The sequence below is a fragment of the Inquilinus ginsengisoli genome (assembly GCF_050434925.1).
GTDB classification, from domain to species: domain Bacteria; phylum Pseudomonadota; class Alphaproteobacteria; order DSM-16000; family Inquilinaceae; genus Inquilinus; species Inquilinus ginsengisoli_B.
The window spans coordinates 4,136,426-4,148,729 of sequence record NZ_JBNDJK010000001.1; the positions used below are offsets into that span (position 1 = coordinate 4,136,426).

Annotated in this window: 12 protein-coding genes; 4 read left to right on the plus strand and 8 right to left on the minus strand. The window is 69.8% G+C overall.

The genetic code is table 11. The features are described 5' to 3' along the window. Position 1 precedes the first annotated feature (1 nt). On the plus strand, positions 2-190 hold the full coding sequence (locus QFZ27_RS19705; protein ID WP_429228096.1) for a GIY-YIG nuclease family protein: 189 nt from the start codon (positions 2-4) through the stop codon (positions 188-190). Positions 191-355: 165 nt separating this feature from the next. Further along, entirely contained in the window at positions 356-1,414 is a 1,059-nt protein-coding gene (locus QFZ27_RS19710) for a citrate synthase/methylcitrate synthase (protein ID WP_429228097.1), read from the plus strand. 3 nt (positions 1,415-1,417) lie between these two features. On the opposite strand, the gene QFZ27_RS19715 is transcribed toward QFZ27_RS19710, so the two are convergent. The 7 genes from QFZ27_RS19715 to QFZ27_RS19745 form a co-directional block, all read right to left on the minus strand. Further along, positions 1,418-3,118 (minus strand): calcium-binding protein, encoded by a 1,701-nt coding sequence (locus QFZ27_RS19715; RefSeq protein ID WP_429228098.1) that lies wholly within the window; start codon positions 3,116-3,118, stop codon positions 1,418-1,420. A 27-nt stretch (positions 3,119-3,145) separates the two neighbouring features. Beyond that, positions 3,146-4,063 carry an endonuclease III domain-containing protein gene (locus QFZ27_RS19720; protein WP_429228099.1) on the minus strand — a complete coding sequence of 306 codons (918 nt, stop codon included), beginning with the start codon at positions 4,061-4,063 and terminating at the stop codon, positions 3,146-3,148. 182 nt (positions 4,064-4,245) lie between these two features. After that, positions 4,246-5,001: an SDR family NAD(P)-dependent oxidoreductase gene (locus QFZ27_RS19725; protein WP_429228100.1), complete on the minus strand. Its 756-nt coding sequence runs from the start codon at positions 4,999-5,001 to the stop codon at positions 4,246-4,248. 22 nt (positions 5,002-5,023) lie between these two features. Next, the gene (locus QFZ27_RS19730; RefSeq protein WP_429228101.1) at positions 5,024-6,631 is read right to left on the minus strand and encodes a GMC family oxidoreductase; all 1,608 of its coding nucleotides are present in this window, start codon (positions 6,629-6,631) and stop codon (positions 5,024-5,026) included. Between the two features lie 3 nt (positions 6,632-6,634). Further along, entirely contained in the window at positions 6,635-7,462 is an 828-nt protein-coding gene (locus QFZ27_RS19735; protein ID WP_429228102.1) for a carbohydrate ABC transporter permease, read from the minus strand. A 3-nt stretch (positions 7,463-7,465) separates the two neighbouring features. After that, on the minus strand, positions 7,466-8,347 hold the full coding sequence (locus QFZ27_RS19740) for a carbohydrate ABC transporter permease (RefSeq protein WP_429228103.1): 882 nt from the start codon (positions 8,345-8,347) through the stop codon (positions 7,466-7,468). Positions 8,348-8,594: 247 nt separating this feature from the next. Continuing rightward, positions 8,595-9,914, minus strand: coding sequence for an ABC transporter substrate-binding protein (locus QFZ27_RS19745; protein WP_429228104.1), 1,320 nt, complete (start codon positions 9,912-9,914; stop codon positions 8,595-8,597). A gap of 300 nt (positions 9,915-10,214) precedes the next feature. Between QFZ27_RS19745 and QFZ27_RS19750 the strand changes: the two genes are divergently transcribed. Both QFZ27_RS19750 and QFZ27_RS19755 read left to right on the plus strand, forming a co-directional pair. After that, positions 10,215-10,454: a DUF2630 family protein gene (locus tag QFZ27_RS19750; RefSeq protein WP_429228105.1), complete on the plus strand. Its 240-nt coding sequence runs from the start codon at positions 10,215-10,217 to the stop codon at positions 10,452-10,454. 74 nt (positions 10,455-10,528) lie between these two features. Next, on the plus strand, positions 10,529-11,056 hold the full coding sequence (locus tag QFZ27_RS19755; protein ID WP_429228106.1) for a DUF3455 domain-containing protein: 528 nt from the start codon (positions 10,529-10,531) through the stop codon (positions 11,054-11,056). Between the two features lie 485 nt (positions 11,057-11,541). Here QFZ27_RS19755 and QFZ27_RS19760 read toward each other — a convergent pair whose 3' ends face one another. Then, complete coding sequence (locus QFZ27_RS19760) at positions 11,542-12,255, minus strand: TerC family protein (RefSeq protein ID WP_429228107.1); 714 nt, start codon at positions 12,253-12,255, stop codon at positions 11,542-11,544. Positions 12,256-12,304: the final 49 nt, after the last annotated feature.

A 12,304-nucleotide genomic window follows, 5' to 3' on the forward strand; every position in this document is an offset into this window, starting at 1 on the left:
GATGGGTGAGGTCGACGGCTTCACCAAACGCTACGGCGTGAAGATGCTTGTTCATGTGGAAGCCTTCGATTGGGTCGAGACAGCGATCCGGCGAGAGAAAGCGCTCAAGAAATGGCCACGGCGCTGGAAGCTCGCGCTGATCGAAAGCGAGAATCCGGAGTGGCGGGATTTGTACGCGGACCTTGCGTAGGCCGGCTCGCGCAGCGGCAGCCCCCTGGATCGCCGGGTCAAGCCCGGCGATGACAAAAAGGGAATGTCCCAACAAATCATCCAGATACATTGATCGCATCTATCAAGATTGACAACCTATCCGTTCGGCTCGACCTTTTGTGCATCTGCGAAGAAGGAGGTCGAGATGACGACAGGACTGGACGGAATCGTCGCCGCCGAGACGGTGATGAGCCTGGTGGACGGGCAGCGTGGCGTGCTGGTGATCCGCGGCCTGCCGGTCGAGGAGGCGGCGCGGACGCTCGATTTCGAAGGCGTGCTGGCGCTGCTGTGGGACGGCTTCGCCGACACCGCGGACCTCAAGGCCCGGCTCGGCGTCACCCGCGCCGCCGCCTTCCGCCATGTGCCGCGGCTGCTGCCGGCCGCCGCCGGGCTGCCGCCGATCGACGGGCTGCGGGCGATGATCGCCGGCCTGGCCGACGATGCGGATGGCTCCCCATTGGGCCTGGTCGCGGCCATGCCGGTGTTCCTGGCGGCGCTGGTGCGCCAGGCCCGGGGCAAGACCCCGATCGCGCCCGATCCGAAATCCGGCCACGCCGCCGACCTGCTGCGCATGCTGGCGGGCAAGCCGGCCGAGCCGGCGCTGGCGCGGGCGCTCGACGCCTATCTCGTCACCGTGTCCGACCACGGCCTGAACGCCTCGACCTTCGCCGCCCGGGTGGTGGCCTCGACCCTGGCCGGGACGGTGGCCTCGGTCACCGCCGCGCTCTGTGCCCTCAAGGGCCCGCTGCATGGCGGCGCGCCGGGGCCGGTGCTGGACATGCTCGACGCCATCGGCGCCGCCAAGGCCGCGCCCGGCTGGATCGAGGGGGAGCTCACGGCCGGCCGCCGGCTGATGGGCTTCGGCCACCGCATCTACCGCACCCGCGACCCGCGCGCCGACGTGCTGAAATCGGTGGTCGCGCGCCTGTCCAGCCCGCGCATCGCCCTGGCCGAGGCGGTCGAGAAAGCGGCCCTGGCGGCGCTGCACAAGCACAAGCCGGACCGGCCGCTCGACATCAATGTCGAGTTCTACACCGCCCTGGTGCTCGACGCGGTCGGGCTCGACCGGTCACTGTTCACCCCGGCCTTCGCCATCGGCCGCGTCGCCGGCTGGACCGCCCATATCCTGGAGCAGGAGCAGACCGGCCGGCTGCTGCGACCCGACAGCCGTTATGTCGGTCCGCAGCCCAGCCTGGCGGCGTAGCGCCTAGACGAAGGCGAAGTCGCTGGCCACCAGCGAGGCACGGTCGACCCCGAGCAGGATCAGCTTGTCCTCGGCGTCGAGCGTGATCACGGTGCCGTCCGCGCCGTAATCGGCGGCATGGGCCATGACCTCGCCGAAGCTGCCGAAGACGGCGCGGTCGAACAGGACCACGTCGCCGCCCGCATGGTCGAAATCGGTCACCACGTCGCGACCGAAGCCGGGCTGGACCACCAACGTGTCCGCCCCGGCGCCGCCGGTGATGCGGTCGTCTCCGGCACCGCCATAGATCCGGTCGCTGCCGCTGCCACCGGAGATCACGTCGGCGCCGTCGCCGCCGGCCAGCCGGTCGTCGCCGCCGAGGCCGCCGAGCCGGTCGTCCCCGGCGCCACCGCGCAGGGCGTTGGCTGCGGCGTCGCCCTCGAGCCGGTCGGCGAAGGCGCTGCCCAGCAGGGTCTCGATTCCGGAATAGGTATCTCCGGCCGCGGCGCCGGTGTTGCCGGCCGGCCGGTCGAGGCTGGCCTGCACCCCGGCGAGGCTGGTGGCATAGCCCGCGGCGTCGATGCCGTCGCCGCCGGCCAGGCTGTCCGCCCCGGCACCGCCCTCCAACAGGTCGTCGCCGGCGCCGCCGCTCAGGCTGTCGTCGCCGAGCCCCCCGGCCAGATAGTCCTTGCCGGCGCCGCCTTCGGCGATGTCGTTCGCCGCGCCCAGCAGCAGCACGTCCGGCCCGGCGGTGCCGGAATGTGGCGGGGGCTCGGCCGTGCCGTTCTCCTGGACATAGACGTCGGAGCCGCTGTTGGTGTCGCCCGGCGCCAGCGCCTCGTCGGTGGCGACGACGGTGAGGCTGCCATCGGCCGTGGTGTCCGTGGCCAGCGGCCCGCTGACCGATTGCTGCCCGGTGGTGTCGTCGTCGACCACCAACTGGCCGTCGACGACATGCACGTGGTAGCGCGGGCCGTCATATTCGGGGCTGCTCGACCCGAGATAGGTGTTGGTGCCGGTGTCGAGGTCGCGGAGATACCAGCCATTGTCCGAGGCGAGAGTCGAGTCCTGCCGGTAGACGGCATATTTGGCGTCGTCGGTGACCGTGACGTCATACGCGTCCCGGAGCGTGGTCCAGTCGCCCGCTTCGGTCCGGTAAAGGACGACGGGGTGAAATTCGTATCCCTCGATGCCGGAGTACTTCTCGGCGAACCAGGTGGCGTTGCCGTTCGCCAGCATCACCGGACCGCCATCGAACTCATAGGCATCGCCATGGGTGCTGCCGAGGCTGACGGTGGTGCCGTCGACCAGGTTCTTGAGCGTGACGCCGTAGCCGCTGTAGATCTCGTTGTAGGCGTCGGCCCAGGCCACCCATTGGCCGTCGGCAGAGATCACCGGACCTTTGCGGGTGATCTCCGGCTCCTCCGGATCAGCGGAGACGCGGGTGTAGGCTTCATCCGCCCCGACGAAGAGGTTCAGGGTGGTGCGCTCGTCCGGCACGCCCGGGGCGGCGGCGCGGATTGCGATGGTGCCGGCCGTGGGGCCGGCGTAGTCGTGCGACAGGTGGATCGAAGTGCTGCCCGGCTCCAACTGATAGAGCTGCAGCGGCGAGCCGTCGCCCCAGTTGACCACCAGCCGGGTGGCGCCGTTCAGAGCGACGTCCAGGCCCAGGGCCTGGCCGTCGGTCGGGTCGGGCGAATAAGCAACAGTGCTGATGAGCGACATTTGAACCCTCCAGGATGGAGATCGGGTTCACGTCCTCGCAGACGGGCGAACCTCCAACTGCTCTATTTTTGGGAAAGTTATCAGATCGGCGGAGGATCGAACACCCGAGGTTTCGTCCGAGAGAGAAGGTTTCGTTCGCGCGTGCCGAAGGACCGGCGAACGACCTCCCGAAGATTCCGTCGGGCCGCCGGCTGCGAATCCCGGATGTACCCGGATGCCGATGGCGGGGAAGGGCAGGGGAAGCTGGCGGATGCGGTGCTCGGGCGCCGGCAGGATGCGGCCGCGGCTCGGGCACAGCTCCCGCACCGGGCAGCTGCCGCAGCGCGGCCGCCGGTCGGTGCAGTGGTCGTGGCCCTGGCGCTTGACCAGCCAGTGGTGCCGCTCGATCCGGTCGTTGTCCCAGTCCGGCGGCAGCATCGCCAGCAGCGGCTCATGCGCCGCTTCGGCGCCGGCGCGGCGCGAGATCAGGCCGAGCCGCTTGGCAATGCGGTGATGGCCGGTCGACACCGGCAAAGCGCGCAGCCGCAGCCGGCTGAACAGCAGCACACACGCGGCCGTCTTCGGCCCCACGCCCGGCAGCGTCTGCAGCCAGGCGATCGCCTCCTCGACCGGCCGGTCGGCGAGAAAGTCCAGCTCCAGCCGGCCGCGCGCGGCCTGCAGCGCCCGCAGCGCCTCCTGCAAGGTCTGCGCCTTGCGGTCGGGCCAGGTGGTGCGGCCGATCAGCCGCTCGATCATCGCCGGATCGGCCTCGAGGAGGGCTTCCCAGCGCGGGAAGCGCACCCGCAGGACCCGGTGGGCGGCCAGCGCCACCTCGTCCCGGGTGCGCGCGGACAGCAGGGCCAGGACCAGCACCTCGACCGGGTCCGGATACAGCCAGCGCGGCGGCGGCCCGAAGGCGGCAGCCAAAGCGGCATCGATCCGGATCAGGCGGGTGGGAGCAGGCATGGTATCGACCATGCCGGGGAGGTTAGAACAAAATGGGAACAAAAAGCGAGTCGATTCCCTTACCGTCATTGCGAGCGCAGCGAAGCAATCCAGAGCCGCTCGCACTGCCCTGGATTGCTTCGTCGGCTTCGCCTCCTCGCAATGACGGTGAGAGGTTGCGCCAGTCCCTCGTCAGACCGTCCTCACCACGCCGTATACCCCCCATCCGGCCCCAGGATCGCGCCGGTGAAGAAGCCGGAGGCGTCGGCCGCCAGGAACAGGGCGGTGGCGGCGATCTCCCAGGGCTCGCCGCAGCGGCCCATCGGCGTCATCTCGATCCACTGGTCGTACCATTCCTTCTTGGTCCGGCCGGCGAGGGTCATGTCGGTGGCGATGTAGCCGGGGGCGATGGCGTTCACCCGCACCCCGTGCGGCGCCCATTCGCAGGCCAGCGACTTGGTCAGCAGATGCACCGCGGCCTTGCTGGCGTTGTAATGCGCCTGGCCCTGCGGCTTGTTGACGATGATGCCGGACATCGAGCCGATATTGACCACGCTGCCGCTCTTGGCCGCCACCATGTGCTTGCCGAAGGCGCGGGCGCACCAGAAGACGGCATTGACGTTCAGGTCCATGACCTTGCGCCATTCCTCGTCGCTGGTCTCCAGCGCGTCGCTGTTGCGGGCCATGCCGGCATTGTTGACCAGGATGTCGACCCGGCCCAGCCGCGACCGGACGTCGTCGGCCGCCTTGGTCACGGCGTCGGGGTCGGTGACGTCCAGCCTGATGAACTCGCCGCCCACGGCCTTGGCGGTGTCGGCGCCGATATCCGCCAGGATCTCGGCCACCACCACCTTGGCGCCGGCCTCGGCCAGCGCCTCGCAGGTGGCCCGGCCGATGCCGCGGCCGCCGCCGGTCACCACCGCCACGCGGCCGGAAAGGTCGAATTTCTCGCGGTACATGGTCTTCTCCATCACAACAGAGCTAATTCGGAATCAGGTCGACGGCCCGGTCGGCGACCGCCAGCACCGGGGCGTTGGTGTTGCCGCTGGTCACCCGCGGCAGGATCGAGGCGTCGATGACGCGCAGCCGCTCCACCCCGCGCACGCGCAACTCACGGTCGACCACCGCCGTCGGATCGCTCTCCGGCCCCATGCGGCAGGTGCCGACCGGGTGGTAGTTGGTCTTGACCGTGCGCCGGCAATGCGCCGCCAGGTCGTCGTCGCTGGTGGCGGCGTCGCCGGGGAAGATCTCGCCGGTCACCATCCGCCGCACCGGGTCGGCGGCCAGCACCCGGCGGGCATAGCGCAGCCCGGCCACCGACAGGCGCAGATCCTCCGGGTCGCCGAAGAAGGCGCAGTCGATCAGCGGCGGGTCGGCCGGGTCGGCCGAGCGCAGCGCCACCGACCCGCGCGCCTGCGGCCGCATCAGACAGGCATTCAGCGTCACCCCGTCGGTCGGCGCCACGCCGGTGACGTCGCGGTCGAGATAGACGGTGGGCACGCAGTACAGCTGCAGCTTCGGGTCGCTCTGGTCCTCGCCGTCCGGGTCGATGAAGGCGCAGGCCTCGACCCCCGTGGTGGTCACCGGCCCGGTCTTGAACATCAGGTATTGCAGCCCGGCCTTGACCATCGGCAGGCCGCGGTCCTGGCCGAAATAGCCATAGGCGCCGTTGGTGGCGGCCACCACCGGCACCTCGTGATGGTCCTGCAGGTTGGCGCCGACGCCCGGCAGGTCGGCCTTGACCTGGATGCCGTGCCGGCCCAGCGCCGCAGCCGGGCCGATGCCGCTGAGCATCAGCAGCTTGGGCGAGGCATAGGCGCCGGCGGCCAGGATCACCTCGGCCCCGCCGGCGCGGCGGCTCTGCCCGTCCTTGACGTAGTCGACGCCGGTGGCGCGGCCGCGCTCGACCAGGATGCGGGTGACGGCGGCGCCGGTCTCGACCGTCAGCTTCGGGTCGCGCAGCACGGGGCCGAGGAAGGCGGCGACGGCGCTGCAGCGGGTGCGGGTGGCGGCGTCGATGGTGTGCTGCATGAAGCCGACGCCGGCCTGCTCACCGCCGTTGAAGTCCGGCCGGTAGGGCACGCCCAGGCCTTGCAGCGCCTGGACGAAGGCGCGGCTCATGGCGCAGTGCTGGCCGAGATGCGAGACCTTCAGCGGCCCGTCGGTGCCGTGGAAAGGCGCGCCGAGGTGGTCGTTGCCCTCCTGCTTGACAAAATAGGGCAGCAGGTCGGCCCAGCCCCAGCCGGAATTGCCGCCGAGCTCGGCGTCCCAGCCGTCATAGTCCTGCGGCCGGCCGCGCATATAGACCATGGCGTTGACCGCGCTGCCGCCGCCCAAGAGCTTGCCGGTCGGGATGATGGGCGCGCGGCCGCCCAGCTGCTCCTGCGGCACGGTCTGGTTCAGGGTCAGGTAGGTGTCCTGGTTCAGGAACTTCATGTAGCCGGCGGGCATGTCGAGCAGGCGGCTGCCGCGCCGCCCCCCGGCCTCCAGCAGCAGCACCCGGGCCCGGCGCTCGGTCACCAGCCGGCTGGCGACGACGCACCCCGCGCTGCCGCCGCCGACGATGATGAAGTCGTAGCCGTCAGCCATGGCTCACTTCACCGCCCCGAAGGTCAGACCGCGCACCAGCTGGCGCTGCGACAGCCAGCCCAGCACCAGGATCGGCGCGATCGCCAGCGTCGAGGCGGCGGACAGCTTGGCCCAGAACAGCCCCTCGGGGCTGGAGAAGGAGGCGATGAAGGCGGTCAGCGGCCCGGAATCCGGCCCGGTCAGGTTGATGCTCCAGAACGCCTCGTTCCAGCTCAGGATGATGGTCAGGAGAGAGGTCGAGACGATGCCGGGCAGGGTGGTGGGCAGCAGGATGTACAGCATCTCCTGCCACGACCCGGCGCCGTCCACCCGCGCCGCCTCCAGGATCTCGCGCGGATAGTCGCGGAAATAGGTGTACAGCATCCACACCACGATCGGCAGGTTGACCAGGGTCATCAGCAGCACCATGCCGGTGACCGTGTTCAGGAGGCCGAGGTCGCGGAAGCCCAGATACATCGGCACCAGCACGCCGACCGCGGGCATCATCTTGGTCGACAGCATCCACAACAGCGTGCCTTCGGTCCGCCTGGTCGGGAAGAAGGCCATGGAATAGGCCGCCATGCCGCCGATGATCAGGCACAGCAGGGTCGAGCCGAAGGCGATGTAGACCGAGTTCAGGGCGTAGTGGACATAGTCGATGCGCGAATTGACCGCGACGTAGTTCTCCAGCGTCGGGGTGAAGAAGATCGACGGCGGCGTGGCGAAGGCCTCGATCTCGGTCTTGAAGCTGGTCAGGATCATCCAGCCGATCGGGAAGAACAGGACCAGCCCGACCGCCCAGCCCAGTATGGTGACGCCGATCGCCTGCTGGCGGCTGCGTTGCATGGCCATGGCTCAGCTCCCCTTGCGCAGGGTGCGGGCCAGGGCGCGCACCAGGAAGAAGGCGACGATGTTGGCCAGGATCACGGCGACCACGCCGCCGGCCGAGGCGCTGCCGACATTGAACTGCTGCAGGCCGTTCCGGTAGACGAGGTAGGTCAGGTTGGTGCTGGCTGTGCCCGGGCCGCCATTGGTGGTGACCAGGATCTCGGCGAAGATCGACAGCAGGAAGATGGTCATCACCATGATGACCACGCCGATGGCGTGCATCAGATGCGGCAGCACGATGTAGAAGAACATCGCGATCGGCCCGGCGCCGTCGATCCGCGCCGCCTCGCGCTGCTCATGGTCCAGCGACTGCAGCGCGGTCAGCAGGATCAGCACGGCGAAGGGCAGCCACTGCCAGGCGACGATGATGATGATGGCGGCCAGCGGCGCCTGGCTCAGCCAGTCGATCGGCTGCAGCCCGACCGCGCGCGCCACCCAGGTCAGCACGCCGGAGACCGGGTGCAGCATCATGTTCTTCCACACCAGCGCGCTGACCGTCGGCATGACGAAGAACGGCGCGATTACCAGGACGCGGACGATGCCGCGGCCGGGGAAGGGCTGGTCCAGCAGGAGCGCGATCAGGGTGCCCAGCACCACGGTGATCGCCAGCACGGAGCCGACCAGGATCAGCGTGTTCTGGATCGCGTCCCAGAACGACGGGTCGCTCAGCAGGTAGGTGTAGTTGCCCAGGCCGACGAAGCCGCGCCGCGCCGGATTCATCAGGTTCCAGCGCAGGGTCGAGAAATAGATCGTCGCCGCCAGCGGCACGAAGGCCCAGAGGGCCAGGACCGTGACCGAGGGGGCGAGCAGCAGCGTCGCCTTGCGCCGGGTCGAGGCGATGGCGGCCATGGCATGCATCCTTTCCTGACGCGATGCGCGACGGGCGCGGGAATTCTTTTTGAGTCCCCCCTCCCCTCGCGGGAGGGGGTAGGGGGAGGGGGTTCTCTCGGCCTGAGCTGGCGCTGATGCGTGGCCGCGGTGATATCGGAGAGTGTCCACCTCATTCGCGCGCGGACGCGCGCAGACCCCTCTCCCTACCCCCCTCCCGCAAGGGGAGGGGGGACTGGAAAAACATCCAGCCGGGGAGACGAGGCCCTTACTTGTACCCGCCCTGGGTCACGGCCCGATCCGCCGCGTCCTGCGCGGACTTCAGCGCGGCGTCGACGGTGACCGAGCCGGCGAGGGCGGCGGCGATCTGCTGGCCGACCTCGGTGCCGATGGCCTGGAACTCCGGAATGCCGACGAACTGCACCCCGGTGTAGGGCACCTTCTCGACCGTGGCGTCGTTCGGGTCCGCGGTCTCGATCGCCTTCAGCACGAAGGACGCGAAGGGCGCGGCCTTCTGGTACTCGGGGTTGGCGTAGGTCGAGCTGCGGGTGCCGGGCGGGACCACGGTCCAGCCGTCGCTCTTCGCCACCGCCTCGATATAGGGCTTGGACGTGGCCCAGGCGATGAACTTCTTGGCGGCGTCCGGCGCCTTGGTCGACTTCGGCACGGCCAGGGCCCAGGACCACAGCCAGTGGTTGCCCTTCGGCGACTTGGCGATCGGCGCCTGGGCGAAGGCGACCTTGTCGGCCACCGTCGAGTCCTTCGGGTTGTACAGGTAGCCGGCGGCCGAGGTGGCGTCGATCCACATCGCGCATTTGCCGCTGGCGAACAGCGCCCGGTTCTCGTTGTGGCCGTTCGACGGCGCGCCCGGGGGGCCGTAGTTCTTCAGCAGGTCGACATAGTAGGTGATGGCTTCCTTCCACGCCGGCGTGTCGATCGTCGGCTCCCACTTCTCGTCGAACCAGCGGCCGCCATAGGTGTTCACCAGCGGGCCGACGAAGGCCATGTTCTCGCCCCAGCCCGGCTTGCCGCGCAGGCACATGCCGTAGATCTCGTGCGACGGGTCGTGCAGCTTGGCCGCGAATTCCTTGATCTGGTCGTAGGTCGGCTGGTCGGGCATCTTCAGCCCGGCCTTGTCGAACAGGTCCTTGCGGTAGAAGGTCATCGAGCTTTCGGCATAGAACGGCAGGGCATACAGCTTGCCGTCATGCGAAAGCCCGTCGCGCACCGGCTTCAGCACGTCGTCGAGCGCATAGTCGGCCGGCAGGTCGTCCATCGGCAGCAGCCAATCCTGGCCGGCCCAGATCGGCACCTCATAGGTGCCGATGGTCAGCACGTCGAACTGGCCGCCATTGGTGGCGATGTCGGTGGTGACACGCTGGCGCAGCACGTTCTCCTCCAGCACCACCCAGTTCAGGGCGATGCCGCTCGACTTCTCGAAGTCCTTCGACAGGCGCTGCATGATGATCATGTCGGCGTTGTTGACCGTGGCGATGGTCAGCTTCTGCTGCGCCATCGCCGAAGCGGACGACAGCAGCAGCGCCAGCGCGCCGGCGCCGGCCAGGGCCTTGCACATCTTCCAGGGCATGGTGGCCTCCTCGGGTTGTTCCTCCAAAGCCGCGTCTATCCGCGGTCTCGCTCTCTTCCCGCCGGAAGCCTACGCCGTTTCGGGCGGCGGCGCCTGACGGTCGATCGGACAGATTGTGATTCTGCTCGATCAATGAACAGATGTTCATACCGCAGCCGGCCGGAGTCAAGCGCAGAGGTAGCGGTCCGCCCCGCTGCCGCGCCGAACCGGCGGCGAACAGCGGCGAGCCGTCGCGCCCCTGTCACGGCCCGCGCTTTGCGCTACTCTCGATTCGGACGATAGCGAGGGAGACACCGTGCTGTGACAACCGACCAATCCGTGCTGAACCGGATCGAGAAGCTGGTGGCGGAGGAGGAGCGGCTGTGGTCCGGCGGCCGGCCGAGCGATCCCGAGCTGAAGCGGCTGAAGGAAATCGAGGTCGAGCTCGACCGCGCCTGGGACCTGCTGCGCCAGCGCCGCGCCCGCCGCGAATTCGGCCAGGACCCCGACGACGCCGAGCTCCGCCCCGCCGGCATCGTCCGCACCTATCGCGACGAATAGGCGCCGCAACCCGTGGCGGGGCCGCGGCGAACGGCGGCAAGGGGGAACCGGTCGACGGGGTGAAGGAGTACCCGATGCGGAGATGGGTCCTGGCCGCCTGGCTGCTGCTGGGCGCGCTGCCGGCGGTCGCGCCCCAGACGGTCGCCGCAGCGGAGGCGCCGCCGGCGCTGCAGCCGCCGGGCGCGCGGCTGCTGTTCACCGCCGAAGCCTCGGGCGTGCAGATCTACAAGAGCGTCGCCGAGGCCGGCGGCGCGCCGCATTGGGTGCTGCAGGCGCCGCTGGCCCGGTTGACCGGCGACGGCGGCCGGATCGCGATCTTCCACTATGCCGGCCCGTCCTGGGAGGCGGCGGACGGCAGCAGGGTGGCGCACGACCCGGCGGTGCCGGTGGTCTCGGCGCCGGCGCCCGATCCGGCCGACATTCCCTGGCTGCTGGTGGCGGTGACGGACGACCCGGCGCCGGGCCTGCTGGCCCGGGTGGCCTATGTGCAGCGCCTCGCCACCCATGGCGGCGCCGCCCCCGCCGCCCCGCCGGTGCGGCCGGACACGCTGGTCGGCGTGCCCTACACCGCCACCTACGCCTTCCTGGCCTGGGCCCCGTAGCGCCGCCGCCGCGATGTCGACCTCTCCCCAGAAGAGGTGAAGGGGCACCGGCACCTTGTTCCCCTCTCCTCGGGAGCTATCGGATTCACACATCGCTGAAACGGGCTTTTAAAGTCCCCCCTTGCGGGAGGGGGGCAGGGGGAGGGGCTGCGCGCGTCCGCGCGCGAATGGGCGGGCACCGAACTCGCCGTCCGAGCCGGTTTGCGACAGTCTGGCTCGGTTCGAGCCGAGAGAACCCCTCCCCCTAACCCCCTCCCGCAAGGGGAGGGGGGACTCAGAAGAGGCAATGTGTGAGCCCGACAGCCTCGGGGAGAGGGAGGGGCCCGTCGCGTTGGCGACGGGAGGGTGAGGGGGCGGGCTCCGCCCTGAACCCGCCTCATCGGCCCGAGACGATGAGGCCCTATGAGTCCCCCCTCCCCTCGCGGGAGGGGGCTAGGGGGAGGGGCGTCCCTCCGCGAGAACCACCCTCGCAGAAAGCGAGCCGGTCAGCCCGCCACGGCCGGCTTGGCCACCGCCCAGATCTCGTGCGCCCCATCCCACATCATGACGACGGCCACATACAGGATGATCAGCAGCCCGACATAGGCGATCCAGCGGTGGCGGTGCAGCAGCCGGGCGACGAAGTTGGCGGCCAGGCCCATCAGCGCGACGGAGAGGGCGAGGCCGACGATCAGCACCTCCAGGTGGTCGCGCGCGGTGCCGGCCACGGCCAGCACGTTGTCCAGCGACATCGACACGTCGGCCAGCACGATCTGGGTGACGGCCTGGCGGAAGGTCTTGGTCGGGACTCCTTTCGAGTCCCCCCTTCCCTCGCGGGAGGGGGCCAGGGGGAGGGGGTTCCCTCCGCCGGAACCGCCCCCGCCGGCCTCGGCCGCCTCGCCCCCGTTCAGCGCCGCGGCCTCGGCGGCGTGGTCGGCGCGCAGCTCGCGCCACAGCTTCCAGCACACCCACAGCAGCAGGATGCCGCCGGCGAACAGCAGGCCGACGATCTGCAGCAGCTGGGTGGTGAACAGGGCGAAGACGATGCGCAGCACGGTGGCGGCGACGATGCCCCACAGGATGGCGCGGCGCCGCTCCTCGGCGGCCAGCCCGGCCGCGGCCATGCCGACGACGATGGCGTTGTCGCCGGCCAGCGCCACGTCGATGATCACGACCTGGACGAGGGCGGTGAGCTCGGCGAGCGAGAACCAGTCGGGCATGGCGGGGTCCGATGCAGAGGAAATCCGGAGCGGCCGACGGCCGGTGCCG